Here is a 22,606-nt window from a genome sequence, read left to right as displayed (position 1 = left end):
TTTACCATGGCTACCAAGAAGATCACCGACGCCAGCTGGGCCGCCGACGTCACCAATGCGAGCGGCCCGGTGTTGGTCGATTTCTGGGCGGAATGGTGCGGCCCGTGCAAGATGATCGGGCCGAGCCTCGAAGAGATTTCGGAGGAGTTGGGCGAGCAAGTGACGATCGCCAAGCTCAACATCGATGAAAACCCCGACGCGCCGGGCAAATATGGCGTGCGCGGTATTCCGACGATGATCCTGTTCAAGGACGGCGTCCCCGCCGCGACCAAGGTGGGGGCTGAGCCGAAGGGTCGGTTGAAGGCGTGGCTGGAAGGTGCGCTGGGCTGAGATTGCCGGGTGGTGCCGCGTGGGGGGTGGGTGAGTGGACCTATACCCTGCGCGGCATGAAGCGCGGGTGGTTCGGACGGGTGGAAAGTGGTGGAAAGCGGTCGTCAGCCGCCTAAACTAAACGCGGCGGCGATGAACGGGCCAAGCAATATACCGAGGAATATGACCCAGCCCTCCCATGTGGCTGGGAAATACGGTTTTCCCCGCCCTTCCACGAACCAGTCACCGGGATGATTGAACCGCAAAGGGCGATGTTTCCTCGGCTCCATAGATCGACCATAAACTTATTTCGCATGTCCGAAAGTGGGCGGGAGCCGACGGACCGCCTTAATCTAACGTTGATCGCCACTGGGAGCGGGGAAAGTGGTGAGAAGCTGGCATTGCCCAAACCACATCTCGGCACCATCATGCAGCCATGATGCGCAGTCTGATCATCCTCTTAATCATTGGAACTACATTTTCGGGGTGCGAAAGGCCCCCGAGAACCTACGCCGCAGCATGTGCCGTTCCTTTGTCTAACTGGAAAACAGAAAAAGATGGAGTGGGTCATCTCGTACCGCTGATGTCAGTTTTCCTGACATCGGACGGGACCGTCATCTGGAACAAGACCGCGATCTCAAACAAGAAACTGCATTCTTATATGGTGGAAGCCAGCGGTTTAAATCCGGTGCCGCAGATTGTCCTTGAAGTATCTCCAGCAGCGTCGTGCCAACGGGTTAGTGAGGTCCGTTCGATCATGGACAGCGCTCCAATGTGCAAAGCGAAATACTCCCACTGTAGCGAGGGATGGAACCCCAAAGAGTGGCCTATGTTCGGCGGGCCATAACGTTCGCTAGTGGGCGCCAGCGGTCCTTTGCATATATCCGTTCACGACAGGATATGCCTCTCCCTTGGGGAGAGGGATATGGCGTTCTGCGTTGCCGGGCCGTTTCACGATACGGAGAGCGACCCACCCCCGGCCCCTCCCTTTCAGGGAGGGGAGACGCGGCCTTTTCCTTCTACCTCCCCTCCCTGAAAGGGAGGGGTTGGGGGTGGGTTGGCCTGCGGTGGCGCGGGACCGCGATTTTCCGAGGCGTACCGCGCCACCGCCCCCGATCAAGTCAGCGGGATCATCACCTGCGCGGCATAGCCTGGGCGTTCGGTCAGCCGGGCATACCATGCCTCGACATGCGGGAGCGATGGGCGCGCGATGTCGAGGGTGAACCAGCTATGGGCGTAGGTGCCCATCGGGATATCGCCAATGCCGAACGCGGTACCCGACAACCACGGCGTCTGCGCCAGTGCGTGATCGAGGATCTGCATCTTGGCGGCACAGGCCGCCGCTGACGCCGCGATCACGGCGGTGTCGCGTTCCGCCAGCGGGCGGCGGATGAGGTGGAGAAAGGCCCCGCGCTGCGCGTCGGCATAGTCGAACTGCCAGTCCATCCAGCGATCGGCCTGGGCGCGCTGCGCGGGGTCTTCGGGCCACCAGCGCGTGCCGCCGTGGCGCGCCGCCAGATAGCGCAGGATCGCGTTCGATTCCCACAGCACGAAGCCGTCCTCCTCGATCGTCGGGATCAGAGCGTTTGGGTTGAGCGCGAGATAGGCGTCGCTCATGCCGAACTGCCCGCCAACGTCATGGCGGACATAAGCGAGGCCCAGTTCTTCCGCGAACCACGCGACCTTCTTCACATTGTGCGAATTGAGCCGTCCCCAGATGGTGAGCATGGGCGGTCAGCTCCGGTAATCGGCGTTGATCGAGATGTAGCCGTGGGTGAGGTCGCAGGTCCAAACCGTCGCCTTGCCCTCGCCCAGGCCGAGATCGACACCGATCTCGATCTCCTGCCCTTTGAGGTGGGCAGCGACCGGGGCTTCGTCATAGCCGGTGACGGCGAGGCCACCGGTGGCGACTTGGGTGTCGCCGAAGCGGATGCTGAGCAGGTCGCGCTCGGCGGGTTCGCCGGCCTTGCCGACCGCCATCACCACGCGGCCCCAATTGGCGTCTTCGCCCGCGATGGCGGTTTTCACCAGGGGCGAGTTGGCGATGCTGAGCGCGACTCTGTGGGCGCTGGCGTCGCTCTCGGCACCGGTGACGGCGATTTCGATGAATTTGGATGCGCCTTCGCCGTCACGCACCACCAGATGCGCGAGCTGCAGGCAGAGATCGGCGAGCGCGGCGCGGAAGGCGTCGGCTCCGGCGTCCTCGTCGCTGGTCAGCGGCGCGTTGCCCGCTGTGCCCGTGGCGAAGGCAAGCACGCTGTCGCTGGTCGAGGTGTCGCTATCCACCGTGATGCACGAGAAGCTGGCGCGGTTGGCGTCGCTCAGCGCACGTTGCAGGAAAGCGGGGGAGACGGCGGCATCGGTGAACAGGAAGCCGAGCATCGTCGCCATGTCGGGCGCGATCATGCCCGAGCCCTTGATGATGCCGACCAGCGTGACGGTGCGGCCATCGACCACGGCGGTGGTGACAGCCCCCTTGGCGAAGGTGTCGGTGGTGCCGATGGTGTTGGCGGCGTCTTCCCAGGTGCAGGGTTCGGCGGCGAAGGCGGCGTCGAGCCCGGCCTCGGCCTTGTCGATCGGCAGCGGCACGCCGATCACGCCGGTCGAGGCGACGAAGATGTCGGAGGGCTGGCATCCCAGATGCCCGGCGGCGCGGGCGGCGATCGCCTCGACCGCGGCGCGGCCGCGCTGGCCGGTAAAGGCGTTGGCGTTGCCGGCATTGACCACCATCGCGCGCGCCTGGCCGAGCGGGAGCGCGGCGCGGCACCATTCGACCTCGGGCGAGGGGCATTTGCTCTGGGTCAGCACGCCCGCGACCACGGTGCCGGGATCGAGCGTGATGAAGGTCAGGTCGCAGCGATCCCACGTCTTATAGTGCGCGCGCGCGACGTGCGGCGTGACCCCGGCAATCGACGGCAGGTTGGGGAACGGGCGAGCGAGCGGGGAGCGGGTCATGCCGCCGTCATACCCCGCAGCACGGGCGAGACAAGCTGCCGAATCAGCGCATCAGACCGGCCGCGCGCAAGGCGTCGCTGATCACTTTCGCGACACCACCCTGCGCGACCGGGCGGGCGGTTGCGCGCGGTGGCGGAGGCGGCGCGGCCCGGCGCGGGGCGGGTTTTGCGCGGGCAGTGTCGGCAATACCCCAGGATGCCGCGATGTGGCGGGTGGAACAGATTTCCGCCGGAAGCATGAACGGCATCGCCGTGCCGCAGGCTCCGTCGCCGACCGGATCGATCGGCGTGCCATGGCCGAGCCCGGCGATGCTATAGGCTTCGATCTGCACCGTTCCGCGCGGCCCGATCCAGCGCCGACGCGCCTGCTGATCCACTCGGTCGTGTTGGGCAGCCTCGACGGAGAGGCCCTGAAGCGCCGCCCATTGCGCGATGATCGCTTCCATATTGTCGGGCGCGACGGTCTGGTCGCTGGTGCCATGCCATACCGACAGACGCGGCCAGCGCAGCGGGGTCGGGGCGGCGTCGCGCACCAGTTCGGCGAGGGCGGGGGCGTCGGGCAGGCCGCTGCCGCGCATCCGCTGCAACGCCGCACCAACCGAGGTGGCCGTACCATAAGGGAGGCCAGCGATGACCGCGCCACCGGCAAACAGCTCGGGATAGGTGGCCAGCATGACCATCGTCATCGCGCCCCCGGCCGACAGCCCGTTCACGAACACCCGCGTCGGATCGATATGATAGTCGGAAATCATGTGCGCGATCATCTGACGGATCGAAAGCGCCTCGCCCTGGTCACGCGTGATATCGTCGGCGGCGAACCAGTTGAAACAGCGGTTGGGGTTATTGGCCGGGCGCTGTTCGGGATAGAGCAAGGCAAAGCCGTAGCGGTCAGCCAGCGCCGACCAGCCCGAGCCGTGATCGTAACCCGCCGCATTCTGGGTGCAGCCGTGGAGCACCACCACCAGCGGTGCCCCGGCCTTGAATCCGGCCGGAATATAATGGCGGGCGCGCAAATTGCCGGGGTCGCTGCCGAAGCTCGCAATGTCCGCCAGCCGGTCCGAGTCGGGGATCGGCATTTGGGTGGCGTTGGCGCGCGCGGCGGCGAGCCGGGACAGCGTTTCGGATAAACCAGGCATGCGACGTCTCTATCCGGCCCATTACGTGGGACGCGGTTTCTTTCATGAGGGAGTGTACCGCAGTTTATGCTGCGATGCACAATGAAATGGGGGCTCGCCGCTATATTGCAACCATTCGGCTTTTGGCGCGCGGTGCTGGACGCCCGGCGGAAATGGCCTTAAGCGGCTGCGTTCCACCGACGGGTGACGTGCGACCTTGGAACTGCTGCTGATCCTCTCCGCCTTGCTCAGCGCCCTGACCGGGGCGACGGGGACGCGCGTGCCTGGGGTACAGCTGCATCAGGCGGCGGCGGTGATGCAGGCTGCGGCGCGAATCGCGCCAACGCGCTCCAGCGTATTGCGGCCAAGCAATGTGATGGCCGCGCTGGTGGCGCTGTGTCGTGCGCCCGATCTGGCAGCGTTTGCGCTGGCACCCGCAAGCCCGCTCTACGCAACGCGGCGTCGCGAATAGCGTTCTGACGCGGTCCGCCGCGTGTGCGGAACCGATTTTTCCATCGACCTTCAGCGTCGCCGCGCATCCTGCGGCAGATGCGTTTCTTATCAGGAATTCTCCATGCTCGGCGGCCTTGCCAAATCCCTGTTCGGATCGTCCAACGACCGGTACGTCAAATCGCTCGGCGCGATCGTCGCCAAGATCAACGGCTTCGAACCCGCTATCTCGGCCATGTCGGACGAACAATTGTCGGGCCAGACCGCCAAATTCCGCGAACGCCTCGCGGCGGGCGAGAAGCTCGACGATTTGCTGCCCGAGGCCTTCGCCACCGTGCGTGAAGCGGCCAAGCGCGCGCTCGGCCAGCGGCATTATGATGTGCAGATGATCGGCGGCATCGTGCTCCACCGCGGCGAAATCGCCGAGATGCGCACGGGCGAGGGCAAGACGCTCGTCGCGACGCTCGCCACCTATCTCAACGCGCTGCCCGGCAAGGGCGTACACGTTATCACCGTCAACGACTATCTGGCGGCGCGCGACGCGGGCTGGATGGCGCAGGTGTATAATTTCCTCGGCATGACGGTGGGCGTAATCGTGCCGAACTTGTCCGACGAACAGCGCCGCCAGGCCTATGCCGCCGACATCACCTACGGCACCAATAACGAGTTCGGCTTCGATTATCTGCGCGACAATATGAAGTATGATCGCGAATCGATGGTGCAGCGCCCGTTCGCGATGGCGATCGTCGACGAAGTCGATTCGGTGCTGATCGACGAAGCGCGTACCCCGCTGATCATCTCCGGGCCGACCGACGACAAGTCTGACCTGTACCGCTCGGTCGACCTGGTCGTGAAGCAGCTCGCGCCCGAGGATTATGAGAAAGACGAAAAGCAGAAGTCGATCATCCTGACCGAGGACGGTACCGAGAAGGTCGAGCGGATGCTCGAGGATGCCGGGTTGCTCGAGGGCGCGAACCTCTATGATTTCGAGAACACGCAGGTGGTGCACCACACCAACCAGGCGCTGCGCGCGAACATGATGTTCAAGGCCGACACCGATTATATCGTCAAGGACGGCAAGGTCGTCATCATCGACGAATTCACCGGCCGTATGATGGATGGCCGCCGCTGGTCGGACGGTCTGCATCAGGCGATCGAGGCCAAGGAGGGCGTCGAGATCGAGCCCGAGAACCAGACGATGGCGTCGATCACCTTCCAGAACTATTTCCGCATGTACCCCAAGCTGGCCGGTATGACCGGCACGGCAGCGACCGAGGCGGCGGAATTTTACGACATTTACAAGATGAACGTCGTTACCATCCCGACCAACGTGCCGGTCAAGCGGATCGACGAGGAAGACGAATTCTACAAGGACACCGCCGACAAGTTCCGCGCGATCGCCAAGAAGATCAAGCATCACGCCGATCTCGGCCAGCCGGTGCTGGTTGGCACGGTGTCGATCGAAAAGTCGGAGTTGCTCAGCGACTTCCTGGTCCAGGAAGGCGTCGCGCATAAGGTGCTCAACGCGCGCTTCCATGAGCAGGAAGCGCATATCGTCGCGCAGGCGGGCCGCAAGAGCGCGGTCACCATCGCGACCAACATGGCCGGGCGCGGCACCGACATTCAGCTGGGCGGTAATCTCGAATTCCGCATCAATGACGAGCTGACCGATCTCGAGGAAGGCCCCGAGCGCGATGCCGCGATCGAGCGGATCAAGGCCGAGATCGAGAATGAAAAGGCCAATGTGCTGGCGGCGGGCGGGCTGTTCGTGCTCGGCACCGAGCGGCATGAGAGCCGCCGTATCGATAACCAGCTACGTGGTCGCTCGGGCCGTCAGGGTGACCCCGGCCTCAGCCGCTTCTATTTGAGCCTCGACGACGATCTGCTGAGGATCTTCGGGCCGGACACGCTGTTCGCGAAGATGATGCGCTCCAACATCGGCGATGGTGAGGCGATCGGCAGCAAATGGCTGTCCAAGGCGATCGAGACCGCGCAGAAGAAGGTCGAGGCGCGCAACTACGACATCCGCAAGCAAGTCGTCGAATATGACGACGTGATGAACGATCAGCGCAAGGTCATTTACGAACAGCGCGCCGACATCATGGATGCCGACACGGTGGGCGACGTGGTCGCGGATATGCGCGCGGAGACGGTCAACACGATCGTTGGCGGCGCGTGTCCTCCGGGCACCTATCCCGAGCAGTGGGATATTGCCGGCATGAAGGCCGCCCTGGCCGAGACGCTCAACCTCGAACCTCAGATCGAGGCGTGGCTGGAAGAGGAAGCGATCGACCCCGAGATCATCGAAAGCCGCGTGCAGACGATGGCCGACGAGGCGATTGCGGAGAAAGCCGCCTCGCTCGATCCGGAAACCTGGGTGCGGGTCGAGAAGTCGATCCTGCTGCAAAATCTCGACCATCACTGGAAAGAGCATCTGTCGACGCTGGACGCGTTGCGGCAGGTCGTCCACTTGCGCGCTTATGCGCAGAAGACGCCGATCAACGAATATAAGCAGGAAGCCTTCTCGCTGTTCGAGCGGATGCTCGCCAACATTCGCGAGGATGTGACGCGCACGATCGCCTTTGCGCAGTTCCAGATCCAGGAAGCGCCGCAATTGCCGACGCTGCCCGATTTCATCACCTCGCATTTTGACCCGTTCACGGGCGAGGACGACACGATGGACCAGGATGGCGGCACCAGCGGCCACATCACCACCCGCCTGGCACCGCTCTCGATCCCACTGCCCGATGGCAGCGATTTCGGGCAGGATCCCTCGGAATGGGAAGGCAAGGTCAGCCGCAATGCCCCGTGCCCGTGCGGTTCCGGCCGCAAGTACAAGCATTGCCACGGCGCGGTGTGATGTGACCGCCGCACGGCGCTGATCCCAGGCACAAAAAAAGGCCCCCTTCCGTGACCGGAAGGGGGCCTTTTTCGTGGGCGCTTATTTGGGGGTGACGATGCTCGGCCCGAGGTTGTGAATCACGTCGCGGGCATCGAACGCCTTGATGTTGTCGCGCGGCTTGGGGCCCTTGCCGACGATGATTTCGGCATTGGCCTCATATTTGTCGATCGTATCGATATCGACGCCACGATCGAAGAAGGGGTCACCAAAGAACGGGTCCCAGGTGCGCCAGCCAAAGCCGCGACCCCGGTAGCGCCAGCTCGGGCCCCAATAGCCGCCAAAGCCATAACCGCCGCCGACGCTGGGCGTGGAATAGACGCGCGAGCGATGATCGACATCGCGGTCGGCAAAGATGAAATAGTCATAGCCGCGCTGCACCGTCAGCTCGGCGGCGCGGTACAGCAGATACTTCTCGACGGTGTCACGCGAGGTATAGCTGTTGCCCGAGAAGCTAACCTGGAAGCGGTTATCCTCGATCTGGCGATCGCTATAGCCCGAGCGTTCAAAGCCATGGCCGGTCGCGGGGCGATAGGTCGATTCGGTCGCGCACGCCGACGTCAACAGCGTAACGGCACCGAGCGCTACCGCGAGGGTTTTGCGTAAGGCAGAAGAAGGTAGCGGCATGTCGATCTCCAAAAACGCGACGGCGACCGGCTGATATGCCGACCCTGCCGCGAAGCCAAGGCCATGAAGCGCAGAACGATCCACCCGTGGCAAGGCTCCGGACAATCGCACTGGTCGCGAATCGCATAAACCGTTGTAGCTGAACGGAGACTGACGCACGACGAAAGGAGCGCGTTTCCGTTCGACCTCATAACGGAACGTTCCGTCGCACTGGCCAAGGCGGCTGAGGTGGTTTCCGCCGGTGGACGGCGTCGTTCGAATGATACGACCGTTTTAACCATGCCGCACCAGGCGCGATTCGCCGCAGGTCATGGGTTCGGTGGTGTCGTTTCGTAACGGGCCTGCGTGGCCGAGCGATTTCAGGACCGATCATGAAAGTGATGTTATCGGCATTCTCTCTAGCGCTGGTCGCGCTCGCGGCGTGCCCCGGCGCGGCTCTCGCGGGCGGCGTGATGGGGGCGGACGCCAGCCACTGCGCTTCGGGACGCGGACCCGCCATTCAAGTCAACGTTTCGGACTTGAAAGACCGCACTGGCCTGCTCCGGCTGGAACTCTATCCCGCCAACGACAAGGATTTCATGCGCCCCGACATGGATCTGCTGGCCGAGGGCAAGACGTTCCGGCGCGTGACGATCGATGCGCCGAGTGCAGGGCCAGTGTCGTTGTGCATCCGCGTGCCGCACCCTGGCCGCTACGCAGTGCTGTTCCTGCATTCGCGGCGCGCGCAGGACAAATTCGATTTCTGGAAAGACGGTGTCGGGTTGCGCAGCAACGCCAGGATCGGTCGCGCGCGCCCGCGTGTGGAGGATGCCGCGATCGATGTGGGTAGCGGTGTCGCCGTGGTCGATATCAAGACCCAATATCTCCATGGCCTCGGTGGTTTTGGCCCATCGCGATAAAAGCTGAAAACGGGCCTTGCGCGTCTGCGAATCTCGCTGCTATAGGCCCGCCTCCGCAGTGTTCCCTGATAGCTCAGCGGTAGAGCTCTCGACTGTTAATCGAGCGGCCGTAGGTTCGAATCCTACTCAGGGAGCCATTTTTTGCGGTATCCGGCGGCAAGCACGCCAAGCGCCACTGAGCCGATCAAACTCACCTGGTTATGCCGCCCGCAGGACGGGCTAGAATATCAGGTTGCGCTAACAGCACCCCGCACGGGTACCATATGCGAGCCTGCTATCGCGGCCTCGATCGCCAGGACTGCGAAGTCTGCAAGTGAGCCAAGCTGTCGGTGGTCGGCGGCGCGAAGGAGCGCGACCCGGGCGGCGTTGGTCAGAATATCTCCAAACTGACCGGGCACTAATCCGCCGCTTCGGAGATACGCCACTACAGCGTCGGCGTTAGCCATCACATCGACGATCGTCGGCCAGCCGAAGCGATCTAAGGGAGGGCTTGGCCGACCATAGTCTTCGCCGCCAACCGTAGCTGCGGATTTTCCGAACCAGGTCGAAAGACGTTGATCATCGGCGACGAGCTTTCCGTGGACAGCCATCCAGTCGATGAAACCTGGCTTGTCTCCCTTTCGGAGAAGCGCTGCTGCGACAGAATCGCCAAAGACATAGGTGCGCCCGGCAGACGACGTTACGGGAACGACATCCGGCGCTTGGTGTGAGAGCCCCTGAGCAATCCGTTCCGCCAGCGCACCTTGCTGCATGGCGTGCCCGGCAATCACGGACACGCAATATAGCGCCAAGGGCATAGAATCCGGCGATCCAAGATCGCCCACGGCGGTGCGAAAGATTCCGGCCATCACCGTTTGGGTAGGTCGGTCCTCTTCTCGTCGACGACGATTGCCAAAAAACTTTGAGAGCACCATAAATTACTCATCGGCCACGATACTTGTAAGTCCGCCGCTAAACCAATCGCCTTAATAAAGGGCTGCTTACGGAAAACAAAAACGGAGCTTACGGGGTGTCCCCCCCTCGAACACTCTGGCCCGGACGTTTTGACGCGCTTGGTGCCTTTGCTACCAAACACGGCATTTTTCGACGCTGTTTGTCGGACGCAATGCTGCTGCCTGGTGGTGGGTCCGCCCCGCGTCAGGAGAGGAACTGTTCCATCGTGATGCGATCGTCGAGGGCGTGTTCGGGATCGAACAGCAATGTCAGTTCGCGCGTGCGATCGATCATGATCTCCACCACCGCGACATCGCGAATCTCGCGCTGGTCGGCGACCGCGCTGACCGGGCGCTTGGCGGGTTCGAGCACGCGCAAGGTGATTCGCGTCTTGTCGGGCAGGATCGCGCCGCGCCAACGCCGCGGCCGGAACGGGCTGATCGGGGTTAGCGCCAACATGTTGGAACCGAGCGGCAGGATCGGGCCCTGTGCCGAGAGGTTATAGGCGGTCGAACCGGCCGGGGTGGCGACCAAGATGCCGTCACAGGCCAGCTCGGGCATCACGACACGATCGTTGACGGTCACTTCCAGTTTCGCGGTCTGGCGCGTCTCACGCAGCAACGACACTTCATTGATTGCGGGCAGCGCGTGCGTTTCCCCATCGATGGTGGTCGCGTTCATTGCGAGCGGCACGACCTTGAACGCCTTGGTCCGGTCCAACCGCGTATCCAGCCCGTGCGGACGCCATTCGTTCATCAGAAAGCCGACCGTGCCAAGGTTCATGCCGAATACGGGCACGACGGGCTTGCGGCGTTCCAGCATCGCGTGGAGCGTTTGCAGCATGAAGCCATCGCCGCCGAGCGCGACGATCAGTTCGGCCTCCTCGGGCGGCACCCAATCGTGCGCGTCGGCAAGGACGGCCGCCGCCTCTTGCGCCTGTGGGGTCGGCGAGGCGACCAGTGCGCGGCGCTGCAGCGAGGTCATCCGCCGGTGACGCTCATATGCCGCGCGACGGCAGGGGCGGCCGCAGCGATATCGAAATCATGCCGCGCGGGTTTGCTGGCAAGCGCGGCATCGAGCGCGGCGTCGAGGCCATCAATCCCGTCCTGGCGCAGGATGGTCTTGAGATCGACATGATCATCATGGCCGAGGCAAGTGTATAGCACGCCCTCGGTGGTGAGCCGCACGCGGTTGCAGGTATCGCAAAAATTGGCGGTGAGCGGCGAGATCAGCCCGAGCCGCGTGGCCGTATCGCCAACGCGCCAATAGCGCGCGGGGCCACCGCTGCGGTGCGGATCGCGCTGGAGCGGGAAGTGCGCGGCGAGATCGTCGAACACGGCGGTGAGCGGCACGAAGCGGTCGGCGCGATCTTCATCGATCTGGCCGAGCGGCATCGTCTCGATCAGGGTCAGGTCCAGCCGTTCGGCGATACACCAGTCGAGCATTGGCGCGATCTGGTCATCGTTCAGGCCCTTCAGTGCGACCATGTTGACCTTGACCGCGAGCCCGGCATCGCGTGCGGCGAGGATGCCCGAAATCACGCGTGCAACATCGCCGTGGCGGGTGATGTAGCGGAAGGTCTCGGGGTCGAGGCTGTCGAGGCTGACATTGATCCGACGGATGCCAGCCGCAACCATCGTGGCGGCGTGCTGCGCGAGCGCGTTGCCGTTGGTGGTCATGGTCAGTTCATCGAGCCCCGCGCCGATCTGGCGGCCCAGCCGCGTCACCAACTGGCCGACATCGCGGCGCACCAAAGGCTCGCCCCCGGTCAGGCGGATCTTGGTGATGCCACGCGCGATGAAACGCTCGGCAATGACCGCGATTTCCTCGAGGCTGAGGATCGCCGATTTGGGCAGGAAGGTCATTTGCTCCGCCATGCAATAGCGGCATCGCAAATCGCAGCGATCGGTCACCGAAATCCGCAAATAGCTGATCGTGCGACCGTGGCGGTCGACCAGTCGGGGCGCGGGGGCGAGTGCTGCATCCATCTGCTGTGGAGCTAAGCCTTCGCGGGCGCGCGAACAAGGGCATTGCGCGGGGTAAAGGTCGCTCTTCTTTATTCCGCAGCGCTTCACTAGGATCAATGCATGATTGCTGCGTATCAAGCTCCGCTGTTCGTCCTGTCGTTTCGCCAGCGCGATGAGCTTGCTTCCCTGGCGGCGGGGGCGGGATGGCAAGTGGTTGCGGCGCGAAGGGCCGGTGGCGCGGAGCGCCGGTTCCTGTCCAGCGGTGCCGCCGTTGCGGTTATTGATGCGCGCGGCGCGACCGAGGACGGCCTCAGCGCCGTTGCCATGCTCAGCGGTGCGATCGAAGCCAATGGCGGGGCCTTGCTGGCGCTCGTCTCGCGCGGTGAGGTCGGGACCATTGCTGCGCTGTTCGAGGCGGGGGCGACGCATTTTCTGGCAAGCCCGTTCAGTGAAGCGGAGTTTCTCCAGGCGCTGCGCTTCGCCGCCCGGCATGCGGAGCGGCTGGCGCGCGAATGGGCGGCGGGACCGGTGTTTGCCACGTTGGGCTGGCGGTATGACCTGGCGGGCAAGGCGCTGGTCTTGACCCCTGGCCTCATGGAATTGCTGGGGCTGGAGCGCGCGGTTGGCGTGCGCGCGCTGCTGCGTCGGCTGGATAAAGGCGATCGGGCGGCGGCGGTCGCTGCGCTGCGGCGCATGTCTCCTGCGCGCCCGGCAACCGCCTTTGCCCACGATGCCGACGGGATCGGCCGAATGGTGCAGCATTTGCAGTGGGACCAAACCACCCAGCGCATCGACGCCGTGGTCGAGCCGCTTGGTAGTGTGCCCGAGCCGGCCGCCGAAATGCGAGACGCATTGGCTGGCAACCGCGATGCCAGCCATGCGCGGCGCTGGCTGACGCGGCAGCTGGAGAACTCCCGCGAGGAGCCGCTGCATATGATGCTGGTGGCGCTTAACCGCTTCGAGATGGTCAATACCGCTTATGGCCGTTCCGCCGGAGACGCGCTGTTGCGCAGCGCGCAGAAGCGGATCGACGATGTCGCGCGCGAAATGCTCGGGCGCGATGCGCTGATCTCGCGCATGGGGGGCGCGACCTTTGTCGTCGCGGCCCGCGCGCCGCGTTTGCGGATCGATCTGGCGGTGGCGCGGATCGCGGCAGAACTGGCACGACCGTTTGTCACCGGGGAGTCGATCGCGGTGCTCGGTTGCCGCATCGGCCTGGCCGAGGCGCGCGAGGAGGATTCCGCAGCGAGCCTGCTGCGCCGCGCGAGCGAAGCGCTGGCTGAAGCGCGCGAGTCCGACAGTGCGACGATGCGGGTCGCCGATGCCGATACCGATGGCGAGCCGATCGACCGGCTCGCGGTCGAGCTGAACCATGCGATGGACCGCGGCGAGATTAGCGTGCTGTTCCAGCCGCAAGTGTCTGTCTCAACCGGCGCGATCGTTGGGGTCGAGGCGCTCGCGCGGTGGGAGCATGGCGTGCTGGGCACCATCGGTGCCGAGACGCTATTCGCCGCCGCCGCACGGGCCGATCTCGATATCGGGCTGTCGGACCATATCCAGAAGCTGGTGCTGGCACAGGCGGCGGGCTGGCCGGCGTCGCTTGCGGGATTGCGCCTGTCGCTCAACCTGACGGCGGGGGACATTGCCCGCCCGGGCTTTGCCGATCTGTTCCTCGACCGGGTCGACAGCAGCGGCTTCCCGCGCTCCCGGCTGACCTTGGAGATCACCGAGAGCGGCTTGATCGAGGATCTGGGGGTCGCGTCGAACCTGCTATCGGTTTTGCGCGGGGCGGGATGCCGCATCGCGATCGATGATTTTGGAACCGGCTATTCGAGCCTCGCTTATTTGAAGGCTTTGCCGCTCGATTATCTGAAGATCGATAAGAAGCTGGCGCAGGACATTACCGGCTCCCCGCGCGACCGGATCGTGGTGCGCGGGGTGATCGATATGGCGCGCTCGCTCGGCCTCACCGTGATCGCGGAGGGGGTGGAGAATGAGGCACAGCTGGAGGCGCTCGCGAAGGAAGGCTGCCAGATCTACCAGGGCTTCCTGTGTTCGGAGCCGATTAACTTGGCGGCGCTCGTCGCCTTGATGGCAAGCCGATGACCGACCTGCGCGACGTAACCGGCGTTTGGTATGGCCGCTGGACGGCGACCGACCGACGCATCATGCCGAACAGCTTCATCGCGACGCTGCAGGAATCCGCGTCGCTTGTTTCGGGTACGATCACCGAGCCTGATCGGGAGCAGGCGGGCCTTTTGCGCGCCATTGTCGATGGCACACGGACTGGCGGACAAATCGAGTTCACCAAGACGTATGACGGCAGCGGGCGGCTGGCACATTCGGTGGAGTATTCTGGGACTGTGAACGCGCCGGGCACCGAGATCGCGGGCTTGTGGCGGCTGGCCGGCTATTCCGGCCGCTTCTCCATGACTCGCGAGCAATTCGATGCCGATGCGTTGATGGATGACGCATCGGCAAAGCTGGATGAACCTGTGACCGTCTGACCGGCGGTATGGCCGCTACCCTGCCGCCTTGGCCAGGCCCTTCGACAATTGCAGCGCGCCGTGCAGCCGCGCCTTGGGATCGCCCCAGACGCGGTTGACCACCAATTTGCTGTCGGGGCGTAGCCGCGCCACGCCATCGAGCTTACTGACCCAAGCGAGCAGGCCGGGCACGTTCGGCGGGGTATCGTCAAAGAAGGTAACCAGCGCGCCCTTGGGGCCGACGTCCATCTTAGCGACGGCGGCTTTCTTGGCGTTGAGTTTGATCTCGATGATGCGGATCAGGTTTTCGGTCGGATCGGGCAATTTGCCGAACCGGTCGATCAGTTCGGCGGCGAAGGCCTCGACCTGGTTCTGGTCCTCGAGATCGTTGAGGCGACGGTAGAGCCCCATGCGCAGATCGAGATCGGGCACATAATCCTCGGGGATAAGGATCGGCGCATCGATCGTGATTTGCGGGCTGAAATCCTTGGGGCGCAGGCGTTGGCCACCGGCCTTGGCGTCCATGATCGCCTCTTCCAGCATCGACTGGTAGAGTTCGTAGCCAACTTCCTTGATATGCCCCGATTGTTCGTCGCCGAGCAGATTGCCCGCGCCGCGCTGGTCGAGATCGTGGCTGGCGAGCTGGAAGCCCGCGCCCAAAGTATCGAGGTCGCTCAGCACCTTGAGCCGCTTTTCGGCGGTCTCGCTCAAGATACGGTTTTCGGGCGTGGTGAGATAGGCATAAGCGCGCGTCTTGGCGCGCCCGACGCGCCCGCGAAGCTGATAGAGCTGGGCGAGGCCGAAGCGGTCGGCGCGGTGGATGATCATCGTGTTGGCGCTCGGAATATCCAGCCCGCTTTCGACGATGGTGGTCGAAATCAGCACCTCGAACTTCTTGTCGTAAAAGGCAGACATGCGCTCTTCGACTTCGGTCGGTGCCATCTGGCCGTGCGCGACGACGTAGCGGACCTCGGGCACGTGATCTCGCATGAACGCCTCGATATCGGGCAGATCGGCGATGCGGGGGGTGACGAAGAAGCTCTGGCCGCCGCGATAATGCTCGCGCAGCAACGCCTCGCGCAGCACCACCGGATCCCACGGCATGACATAGGTGCGCACGGCGAGACGGTCGACCGGCGGGGTCTGGATCACCGACAGTTCGCGCAGCCCCGACATCGCCATTTGCAGCGTGCGCGGGATCGGCGTGGCGGTGAGGGTGAGGACATGGACGTCGTTCTTGAGCGCCTTCAGCCGTTCCTTATGGGTGACGCCGAAGCGCTGCTCCTCATCGACCACGACGAGGCCGAGGCGCTTGAACTCGATACCCTTGGCGAGGATCGCGTGGGTGCCGACCACCACGTCGATCGTGCCGTTGGCGAGGCCTTCCTTGGTCGCCTTGGCCTCGGCACCGGGCACGAGGCGGCTGAGGCGGCCGACGTTGAGCGGAAAGCCCTCGAAACGCGCGGTGAAATTGTTGAAATGCTGGCGCGCGAGCAGGGTGGTCGGGCACACCACCGCCACCTGCAACCCCGCCATTGCGGCGGCGAAGGCACCGCGCAGCGCGACTTCGGTCTTGCCGAAGCCGACATCGCCGACGACGAGCCGGTCCATCGGGGTGCCTTTGCCAAGATCGCCCATCACATCCTCGATCGCGCGATCCTGATCGTCGGTTTCTTCATAGGGGAAGCGGTCGACAAAGGCGGCGTAGCTGCTGTCGCGATCGATCGTTTCGGCGGGGCGCAAGGCGCGTTCGGCGGCGGTGGCGATGAGTTCGCCCGCGATTTCGCGGATGCGCTCCTTCATCCGCGATTTGCGGCGCTGCCACGCCTCGCCGCCGAGCTTGTCGAGGCTCGCGCCTTCGCTGTCCGAGCCGTAGCGGCTCAGCACTTCGAGATTTTCGACGGGTACGAACAATTTGTCGCCGCCGGCATAGGTCAGCGCGACGCAATCGTGCGGGGCCTGGCCGACGGGGATCGAGGTCAGCCCCTCATAGCGGCCGATGCCGTGATCGGCATGGACGACGAGATCGCCCGGCGTGAGCATCGCCAGTTCGGCGAGGAACGCATCGGCCGATTTCTTGCGCTTGTTGCGCCGCACGAGGCGGTCGCCGAGCATGTCCTGCTCGGTGAGCAGCGCGACCTGCGGGCTGCTGAAACCGTGGTCGAGGGGGAGGATGATAAGGGCGACAGAAGCGCCCCTCCCGCTTGCGGGAGGGGTTGGGGGAGGGACGTTTGCAGCTTTCGTGGCCGGTGGGGTGGTGGCAGGCCCTCCCCCAGCGCCTCCCGCAAGCGGGAGGGGAGCAGACGCCCCCAGCGCTTCCTGCCAGGTATCGACCAGCTTGAGGTTGGTCGCGCCATGATCGCGCAGCAGTCCGGCCAGACGCTCGCGCGCACCGGTCGAATAGCTCGCCAGCACCGCCTTGCGCCCGTCGCGTGCCAGCCCGCGCAGATGGTGGACGACGGCTTCATAGACGTTCGCGCCATTGGCGCGCTCGGCACCGAAATCGCGCGGGCCGTCTACGCCGAAATCGATCACGGTGGCGCTTTCCGGTTCGTGGAAGGCGGTGATGCGGTGGGCGGGGGCCTGGTCAAGCCGCTCGGCAAAGTCCTTGGCGGTCAGATACAGGCTGTCGACGGGGAGCGGGCGATAGCTGCCCGGGTCGCTCGATTGCGCCTTCACGCGGTTGGCGTGATAATCGGTGATCGCTTCGAAGCGTTGTTCTGCGGCTGCGACCGATCCGGCATCGCGCAGGATCACCGCGCCGTCGCCCAGATGATCGAACAGCGTGGCGAGTTTGTCCTCGAACAGCGGCAGCCAATGCTCCATCCCCGCCAGGCGCCGCCCGTCGCTGATCGCCTGATAGAGCGGATCGCCGGTCGCGGTCGCGCCGAAGCGTTCGCGGTAGCGCGCGCGGAAGCGTTTGACGCTGTCCTCGTCGATCAGCGTTTCGGAAGCCGGCAGCAGCACGAAGCCGTCGACGCGCCCGGTGGTGCGCTGATCGGCGGGGTCGAAGGTGCGGACGCTTTCGATTTCGTCGCCGAAGAAATCGAGCCGGAGCGCGTGTTCCTCGCCGCTCGGGAACAGGTCGACCAAGCCGCCGCGCACGGCAAATTCACCTGCATCGGCAACGGTTTCGACGCGGACATAGCCATTGGCTTGCAAGAGTGCGGCGAGCCGGTCGCGCCCGATCCGCTCCTTGGGCGCAAGCCGCGCGACCAATTGGCGGATGCGAAACGGCGTCAGCGTGCGCTGCGCCACCGCATTGACGGTGGTGAGCAGCAATTGCGGGCCCTTGGGCGACTGTTGCAGGCAGTAGAGCGTCGCCATGCGCTCTGCCATGACGCGCAGCGTCGGTGAGGCGCGGTCATAGGGCAGGCAGTCCCACGCCGGGAAGGTCAGCACTTCGAGATCGGGCGCAAAGGTGGGGGCGGTCGCCGCGACCGCGCGCATTGCCGCTTCGTCTGGCGCGACGAACACCGCGCGCGTCTTGGCGGCGCGGGCGAGATCGGCGAGCAGCCACGGCTCGAACCCGGTGGGCACGCCCGCGAGCGTGAGCGGGGTCTTGGCGGTGAGGATGTGCGACAGGTTGGGCATTCTTCTGGCTTTCTCCCTCTCCCCGCTTGCGGGGAGAGGGTGGGGGAGAGGGGGAGTATCAGGAACTGCCGTCCGCGTGACTGCCCCTCTCCCGCGCTTCGCTGCGCTCGCTTGCCCTCTCCCCGCGAGCGGGGAGAGGGAGATGATTATTCCGCGATCGGCACGTAGTTCAGCGCTTTCAGCGCATCGACGATCGAGCCTTGATAGCGCGGCGGGCAGGGTTCGGTTCCGATCGCCCAGGCCATGATGTCGACATCCTGTTCCTCCAGCAATTCCTCGAACAGCGTGATCTCGGCATCGTTCCATCCGTCCGAGCGCGCGTCGAAAAAGCCGCCGATCAGCAGGTCGGCTTCCTTGGTGCCACGGTGCCAGCTGCGGAAGCGCAGGCGTTTGAGGCGAGTTTCGCGGTCCATGGGCGTCCAACGCAGATTGCCCGACGACCATCGGCAGCATGTGCTGGCGGTGGTGGCCGGGTGGGGGTAAGAGCACCCCAGATAGTCATGCGGCCCGATATCCTCAATCCATTGTTCGCCGAAGTTACGGCGCTGAAGGGCATTGGCCCTGGCCTGGCCAAGCCGCTCGACCGGCTCGGGCTGTCGCGCGTGGTGGATGTTGCCTTTCATTTGCCGACCGGTTGGGTCGATCGGCTGGCGCGCGACGAACTCGACATGGCCGATGCCGGGCGCACGATTGCGATCACGCTGACTGCACAATCCTATCGCTCGAGCGCCGGACGCGGGCCGACGCGGGTGCAGGCGACCGATGCGCGCGGCAATTATGTGAGCCTGGTGTATTTCGGCGGGCATTCGGGCTGGGCCAAGAAGCTCGCGCCGATTGGCGAGCCGCGCCGCGTGTCGGGGCGACTGGAGCAATACGGCCAGGAATTGCAGATCGTGCATCCCGATTATGTCCTGCCGCTGGAGGAAGCCGAGGACACGCCCGAGCGCGAGGCGATCTATCCGCTGTCGGAGGGGATCACCTCCAAGCGGATGGGGCATTTGGCAACGCAGGCGATCGAGCGCGCGCCCGATTTGGCCGAGTGGATCGAGCCGGGCTTGCTGGCCAAGCACGACTGGCCGGGCTGGCGCGCGGCGTTGGCGCGCCTTCATGCCGACCCGTCCGACACCGTTGCGCGCACGCGGCTGGCCTATGACGAGGTGTTCGCCAACCAGCTGGCGCTGATGCTGGTGCGGCAATCGTCGCGGGCCAGGCGTGGGCGGGCGCTGGTCGGGACCGGACGACTGCGCGAGGCGCTGCGCTTGCCTTATGCGCTGACCGGCGCGCAGGCGCGGACGGTGCGCGAGATTGAGGGCGATCTGGCACAGGCGCAGCCGATGCTGCGGCTGCTGCAAGGCGATGTCGGCGCGGGCAAGACGCTGGTGGCGACGTTGGCGATGCTGACGGCGGTGGAAGCAGGCGCGCAGGCGGCGCTGCTTGCACCGACCGAGATCCTCGCGCGGCAGCATTATGAGTCGCTGCGGCGGATGCTGGCGGGCCTGCCGGTCGAGGTTGCGGTGCTGACCGGGCGCGACAAGGGGCGCGTGCGCGAAGCGACACTGATGGGGCTGGCGGCGGGCACGATCGACATCCTGATCGGCACGCATGCGATCTTCCAGGAAGCGGTTGCCTATAAGGATCTGGGGCTGGTGGTGGTGGACGAGCAGCATCGCTTCGGCGTCGCGCAGCGCATGATGTTGCAGGCCAAGGCCAAGGCCGCGCCGCATTTGCTGGCGATGACCGCGACGCCGATCCCGCGCACGCTGACGCTGGCCCATTATGGCGAGATGGACGTGAGCCAGCTCGACGAGATGCCGCCGGGGCGCCAGCCGATCGAGACGCGCGTGATTTCCGAAGACCGGCTGAGCGATGTCGTCGATGCGCTCGGGCGGCACCTGTCCGATGACGGCCAGGCCTATTGGGTGTGCCCGTTGGTCGAGGAGAGCGAGAAGAGCGATCTCGCGGCGGCGGAAGCGCGGGCCGAGACGTTGCGCGCGCGCTTTGGCGACCGCGTCGGGCTGGTCCATGGCAAGATGAAGCCCGCCGAAAAAGATGCGGTGATGGCGGCCTTTGCCAGCGGGCAATTGGGCGTGCTGGTGGCGACGACGGTGATCGAGGTCGGGGTCGACGTGCCCAATGCGACGCTGATCGTGATCGAACATGCCGACCGTTTTGGTCTCGCGCAATTGCACCAGTTGCGCGGGCGCGTCGGGCGGGGGTCGGGCAAGTCGAACTGCCTGTTGATCCGTGGCGGAGCGCTGAGCGAAACGTCGCGCGCGCGCCTGGCGTTGATGCGCGAGACCAATGACGGGTTCCGTATCGCCGAGGAAGATCTGCGGTTGCGGGGCGCAGGCGAATTGCTCGGCACCAAGCAATCGGGCGAGGCGGGTTTCCGCCTCGCGACGCCCGACATGCTGACCACCTTGCTGCCGATTGCCACCGATGATGCGCGGCTGCTGATCGACCGCGACGGTGGCCTGGACGGCGCACGCGGCCAGGCGGCGCGGACCGCGCTCTATCTCTTTGAGCGCGAGGCGGGCGTGGCGTTGTTGCGATCGGGGTGAGGCGCGCTAGCGTCGATTTCTCGTAAACCGGATCACCCAAATTCCGTTCGGGCTGAGCCTGTCGAAGCCCCCACACAAGGAAGCGGAGCGCCCTTCGACAGTCTCAGGGCGAACGGGTTGCGCTATTTACCCCGCACCATCACCGCCAGCACCTCATAATAATCCGCAAGGTCGATCGGTTGATCCAGCTCGCATCCGATCCGCCCGCCCAGCGACCAGCGGATTTCCGCGACCACGACGCCGACCACCGGCAACGTCACGCGTAACCGCTCCCCTTCGCCATAGGGAATCTCGGCGCGCGCCATCAGGCCGAGCGCCGACAGATTCACGATCAGCAACGACACCTGTTGTGCGTCCGGACCATAAGCCCGGGCGCGATAATGTACTTCGTCGCGGGCCAGGGCGCGCTTGTCCGCGACCTGTCCTGCCAGTGCCTTTGCCATTGCCAAACCCCTCTAATGGGCCGGGTAAAAATACGACAAAGGATGTAAAACAGGTCGCAACGAAGCCGCTTAACGTCTGCTAACCGTTATATTTTTTTGAGGTTCTATCGAGATTTACGCACGGACCAACAGGCCGTGATGCTTCTTGCCTGCGGCAATGCGCACCGGCTCGTCGCCAACCTCGACCATCAGCGCCTCATCGCTGACCTTGTCCGCGCCCACGCGCGCACCGCCGCCTTTGATCAGCCGCTTCGCCTCGCCCTTCGATGCGGCGAAGCCTAGGCCGATCAACGCATCGACAATGCCGATCGGGCCGTCGACGGCAAAGGTCGGCAGCGCCCCGCCCGCGCCCCCTTCTTCAAAGGTGCGCCGCGCAGTTTCGGCGGCTTCGGCTGCGGCGGTTTCACCACGGCACATCGCGGTCGCTGCATTGGCGAGCACGATTTTGGCAGCGTTGATCTCGGCACCTTCCAGGGCTTCGAGCCGCGCGATCTCCTCCAGCGGCAGATCGGTGAACAGCCGCAAGAAGCGGCCGACATCGCGGTCATCGGTGTTGCGCCAGAATTGCCAGTAATCGTAATGCGGCAACTGGTCCTCGTGCAGCCACACCGCGCCCGACATGGTCTTGCCCATCTTTCCACCATCGGCGGTGGTGATGAGCGGGGTGGTGATGCCGTAGACCTCGGTTCCGTCCATGCGGCGCGACAGTTCGATGCCGTTGACAATATTGCCCCATTGATCCGACCCGCCCATTTGCAGGCGGCAGCCAGCGCGGCGCGACAGTTCCAGGAAGTCATAAGCCTGGAGGATCATGTAGTTGAATTCGAGGAAGGACAACGACTGTTCGCGATCGAGCCGCAGCTTGACCGAATCGAAGCTGAGCATCCGGTTGACCGAAAAATGCTGGCCGACATCGCGCAGGAACGGGATGTATTCGAGCTTGTCGAGCCACTCGGCATTGTCGAGCATGATGGCGTCGGTCGGGCCGTCGCCGAACACCAGAAAGCGTTCGAAGATGCGCCGGATCGAGGCGACATTGGTGGCGATGCCATCATGGTCGAGCAGCTTGCGCGCTTCGTCCTTGAAGCTCGGATCGCCGATCTTGCCGGTTCCGCCGCCCATCAGCACGATCGGCTTGTGCCCGCTTTGCTGGAGGCGGCGCAGCAGCATGATCTGGACAAGGCTGCCGACGTGGAGCGACGGCGCGGTCGGATCGAAGCCGATATAGCCGGGCACCGTCTGCGTGTTCGCCAGCGCATCGAGCGCGGCGGCGTCGGTCGTCTGGTGGATATAGCCACGCTCGGACAGCAGGCGGAGAAGGGCGGAGGTGTGCTCGGTCATTCCGGGCGAATAGCGGATTTTTCTCCGA

General features: G+C 64.6%; 18 protein-coding genes and 1 tRNA gene. 8 read left to right on the top strand and 11 right to left on the bottom strand.

Annotated elements, in window-relative coordinates; genetic code table 11:
* Positions 1 to 6 precede the first annotated feature (6 nt).
* The gene (gene trxA / locus H4W01_RS09075; RefSeq protein WP_010402847.1) at positions 7 to 330 is read left to right on the top strand and encodes a thioredoxin; all 324 of its coding nucleotides are present in this window, start codon (positions 7 to 9) and stop codon (positions 328 to 330) included.
* A 1,095-nt stretch (positions 331 to 1,425) separates the two neighbouring features.
* Here trxA and H4W01_RS09070 read toward each other — a convergent pair.
* Genes H4W01_RS09070 through H4W01_RS09060 form a run of 3 tightly spaced genes read right to left on the bottom strand, consistent with a single transcriptional unit; the run spans position 1,426 to position 4,399 of the window.
* Positions 1,426 to 2,037 carry a glutathione S-transferase family protein gene (locus tag H4W01_RS09070; RefSeq protein WP_209610758.1) on the bottom strand — a complete coding sequence of 204 codons (612 nt, stop codon included), beginning with the start codon at positions 2,035 to 2,037 and terminating at the stop codon, positions 1,426 to 1,428.
* Between the two features lie 6 nt (positions 2,038 to 2,043).
* Positions 2,044 to 3,264: a bifunctional glutamate N-acetyltransferase/amino-acid acetyltransferase ArgJ gene (gene argJ / locus H4W01_RS09065; RefSeq protein WP_209610757.1), complete on the bottom strand. Its 1,221-nt coding sequence runs from the start codon at positions 3,262 to 3,264 to the stop codon at positions 2,044 to 2,046.
* A gap of 43 nt (positions 3,265 to 3,307) precedes the next feature.
* Positions 3,308 to 4,399, bottom strand: a complete 1,092-nt coding sequence (locus H4W01_RS09060) for an extracellular catalytic domain type 1 short-chain-length polyhydroxyalkanoate depolymerase (protein ID WP_209610756.1) — start codon at positions 4,397 to 4,399, stop codon at positions 3,308 to 3,310.
* 196 nt (positions 4,400 to 4,595) lie between these two features.
* Between H4W01_RS09060 and H4W01_RS09055 the strand changes: the two genes are divergently transcribed.
* Positions 4,596 to 4,850 (top strand): hypothetical protein, encoded by a 255-nt coding sequence (locus tag H4W01_RS09055; RefSeq protein ID WP_209610755.1) that lies wholly within the window; start codon positions 4,596 to 4,598, stop codon positions 4,848 to 4,850.
* Positions 4,851 to 4,952: 102 nt separating this feature from the next.
* Positions 4,953 to 7,688 carry a preprotein translocase subunit SecA gene (gene secA / locus H4W01_RS09050; RefSeq protein ID WP_209610754.1) on the top strand — a complete coding sequence of 912 codons (2,736 nt, stop codon included), beginning with the start codon at positions 4,953 to 4,955 and terminating at the stop codon, positions 7,686 to 7,688.
* A gap of 81 nt (positions 7,689 to 7,769) precedes the next feature.
* Here the strand turns inward: secA and H4W01_RS09045 are convergent, their stop codons facing one another.
* The gene (locus tag H4W01_RS09045) at positions 7,770 to 8,354 is read right to left on the bottom strand and encodes a CC0125/CC1285 family lipoprotein (protein WP_029622346.1); all 585 of its coding nucleotides are present in this window, start codon (positions 8,352 to 8,354) and stop codon (positions 7,770 to 7,772) included.
* Positions 8,355 to 8,725: 371 nt separating this feature from the next.
* On the opposite strand from H4W01_RS09045, the gene H4W01_RS09040 reads away from it, so the two are divergent.
* Positions 8,726 to 9,253, top strand: a complete 528-nt coding sequence (locus H4W01_RS09040; protein ID WP_209610753.1) for a DUF2141 domain-containing protein — start codon at positions 8,726 to 8,728, stop codon at positions 9,251 to 9,253.
* Positions 9,254 to 9,315: 62 nt separating this feature from the next.
* A tRNA-Asn gene (locus H4W01_RS09035) sits at positions 9,316 to 9,390 on the top strand.
* Between the two features lie 90 nt (positions 9,391 to 9,480).
* On the opposite strand, the gene H4W01_RS09030 is transcribed toward H4W01_RS09035, so the two are convergent.
* From H4W01_RS09030 to moaA, 3 genes are all read right to left on the bottom strand, one after another.
* Entirely contained in the window at positions 9,481 to 10,167 is a 687-nt protein-coding gene (locus tag H4W01_RS09030; protein WP_209610752.1) for a hypothetical protein, read from the bottom strand.
* A 223-nt stretch (positions 10,168 to 10,390) separates the two neighbouring features.
* On the bottom strand, positions 10,391 to 11,170 hold the full coding sequence (locus tag H4W01_RS09025; protein WP_010402837.1) for an NAD kinase: 780 nt from the start codon (positions 11,168 to 11,170) through the stop codon (positions 10,391 to 10,393).
* Entirely contained in the window at positions 11,167 to 12,174 is a 1,008-nt protein-coding gene (gene moaA / locus H4W01_RS09020) for a GTP 3',8-cyclase MoaA (protein ID WP_209610751.1), read from the bottom strand. The genes H4W01_RS09025 and moaA overlap by 4 nt, the downstream gene beginning before the upstream one ends.
* Before the next feature lie 99 nt (positions 12,175 to 12,273).
* On the opposite strand from moaA, the gene H4W01_RS09015 reads away from it, so the two are divergent.
* Entirely contained in the window at positions 12,274 to 14,259 is a 1,986-nt protein-coding gene (locus tag H4W01_RS09015) for a putative bifunctional diguanylate cyclase/phosphodiesterase (RefSeq protein ID WP_209610750.1), read from the top strand.
* On the top strand, positions 14,256 to 14,660 hold the full coding sequence (locus H4W01_RS09010) for a hypothetical protein (RefSeq protein WP_209610749.1): 405 nt from the start codon (positions 14,256 to 14,258) through the stop codon (positions 14,658 to 14,660). Before H4W01_RS09015 ends, H4W01_RS09010 begins: the two co-directional genes overlap by 4 nt.
* A gap of 15 nt (positions 14,661 to 14,675) precedes the next feature.
* Here H4W01_RS09010 and mfd read toward each other — a convergent pair whose 3' ends face one another.
* Together mfd and H4W01_RS09000 are read right to left on the bottom strand one after the other, a co-directional pair.
* Complete coding sequence (gene mfd / locus H4W01_RS09005; protein WP_209610748.1) at positions 14,676 to 18,233, bottom strand: transcription-repair coupling factor; 3,558 nt, start codon at positions 18,231 to 18,233, stop codon at positions 14,676 to 14,678.
* A gap of 146 nt (positions 18,234 to 18,379) precedes the next feature.
* Positions 18,380 to 18,646, bottom strand: a complete 267-nt coding sequence (locus tag H4W01_RS09000) for an FAD assembly factor SdhE (protein WP_209610747.1) — start codon at positions 18,644 to 18,646, stop codon at positions 18,380 to 18,382.
* Positions 18,647 to 18,733: 87 nt separating this feature from the next.
* Between H4W01_RS09000 and recG the strand changes: the two genes are divergently transcribed.
* Positions 18,734 to 20,794: an ATP-dependent DNA helicase RecG gene (recG, locus tag H4W01_RS08995; protein WP_209610746.1), complete on the top strand. Its 2,061-nt coding sequence runs from the start codon at positions 18,734 to 18,736 to the stop codon at positions 20,792 to 20,794.
* Between the two features lie 122 nt (positions 20,795 to 20,916).
* Here recG and H4W01_RS08990 read toward each other — a convergent pair whose 3' ends face one another.
* Together H4W01_RS08990 and tyrS are read right to left on the bottom strand one after the other, a co-directional pair.
* Positions 20,917 to 21,237 (bottom strand): PilZ domain-containing protein, encoded by a 321-nt coding sequence (locus H4W01_RS08990; RefSeq protein ID WP_209610745.1) that lies wholly within the window; start codon positions 21,235 to 21,237, stop codon positions 20,917 to 20,919.
* Positions 21,238 to 21,351: 114 nt separating this feature from the next.
* Positions 21,352 to 22,578 (bottom strand): tyrosine--tRNA ligase, encoded by a 1,227-nt coding sequence (gene tyrS / locus H4W01_RS08985; protein ID WP_209610744.1) that lies wholly within the window; start codon positions 22,576 to 22,578, stop codon positions 21,352 to 21,354.
* Positions 22,579 to 22,606 lie beyond the last annotated feature (28 nt).

Source organism: Sphingomonas sp. PL20, assembly GCF_017875905.1.
Classification (GTDB): Bacteria; Pseudomonadota; Alphaproteobacteria; order Sphingomonadales; family Sphingomonadaceae; genus Sphingomonas; species Sphingomonas echinoides.
The sequence above is the reverse complement of the archived record's forward strand: the minus strand, read 5'-3'. Positions and strand labels throughout refer to the sequence as shown.

Excerpts from the sequence above, each read along its gene's own strand:
- mfd (WP_209610748.1), bottom strand. The coding sequence starts at position 18,233 with ATGCCCAACCTGTCGCACATCCTCACCGCCAAGACCCCGCTCACGCTC.
- H4W01_RS09015 (WP_209610750.1), top strand. The coding sequence starts at position 12,274 with ATGATTGCTGCGTATCAAGCTCCGCTGTTCGTCCTGTCGTTTCGCCAG.
- H4W01_RS09070 (WP_209610758.1), bottom strand. The coding sequence starts at position 2,037 with ATGCTCACCATCTGGGGACGGCTCAATTCGCACAATGTGAAGAAGGTC.
- H4W01_RS08990 (WP_209610745.1), bottom strand. The coding sequence starts at position 21,237 with ATGGCAAAGGCACTGGCAGGACAGGTCGCGGACAAGCGCGCCCTGGCC.
- moaA (WP_209610751.1), bottom strand. The coding sequence starts at position 12,174 with ATGGATGCAGCACTCGCCCCCGCGCCCCGACTGGTCGACCGCCACGGT.
- tyrS (WP_209610744.1), bottom strand. The coding sequence starts at position 22,578 with ATGACCGAGCACACCTCCGCCCTTCTCCGCCTGCTGTCCGAGCGTGGC.
- H4W01_RS09000 (WP_209610747.1), bottom strand. The coding sequence starts at position 18,646 with ATGGACCGCGAAACTCGCCTCAAACGCCTGCGCTTCCGCAGCTGGCAC.
- H4W01_RS09045 (WP_029622346.1), bottom strand. The coding sequence starts at position 8,354 with ATGCCGCTACCTTCTTCTGCCTTACGCAAAACCCTCGCGGTAGCGCTC.
- H4W01_RS09040 (WP_209610753.1), top strand. The coding sequence starts at position 8,726 with ATGAAAGTGATGTTATCGGCATTCTCTCTAGCGCTGGTCGCGCTCGCG.
- trxA (WP_010402847.1), top strand. The coding sequence starts at position 7 with ATGGCTACCAAGAAGATCACCGACGCCAGCTGGGCCGCCGACGTCACC.
- H4W01_RS09025 (WP_010402837.1), bottom strand. The coding sequence starts at position 11,170 with ATGACCTCGCTGCAGCGCCGCGCACTGGTCGCCTCGCCGACCCCACAG.
- secA (WP_209610754.1), top strand. The coding sequence starts at position 4,953 with ATGCTCGGCGGCCTTGCCAAATCCCTGTTCGGATCGTCCAACGACCGG.
- argJ (WP_209610757.1), bottom strand. The coding sequence starts at position 3,264 with ATGACCCGCTCCCCGCTCGCTCGCCCGTTCCCCAACCTGCCGTCGATT.
- H4W01_RS09030 (WP_209610752.1), bottom strand. The coding sequence starts at position 10,167 with ATGGTGCTCTCAAAGTTTTTTGGCAATCGTCGTCGACGAGAAGAGGAC.
- H4W01_RS09010 (WP_209610749.1), top strand. The coding sequence starts at position 14,256 with ATGACCGACCTGCGCGACGTAACCGGCGTTTGGTATGGCCGCTGGACG.
- recG (WP_209610746.1), top strand. The coding sequence starts at position 18,734 with ATGCGGCCCGATATCCTCAATCCATTGTTCGCCGAAGTTACGGCGCTG.
- H4W01_RS09060 (WP_209610756.1), bottom strand. The coding sequence starts at position 4,399 with ATGCCTGGTTTATCCGAAACGCTGTCCCGGCTCGCCGCCGCGCGCGCC.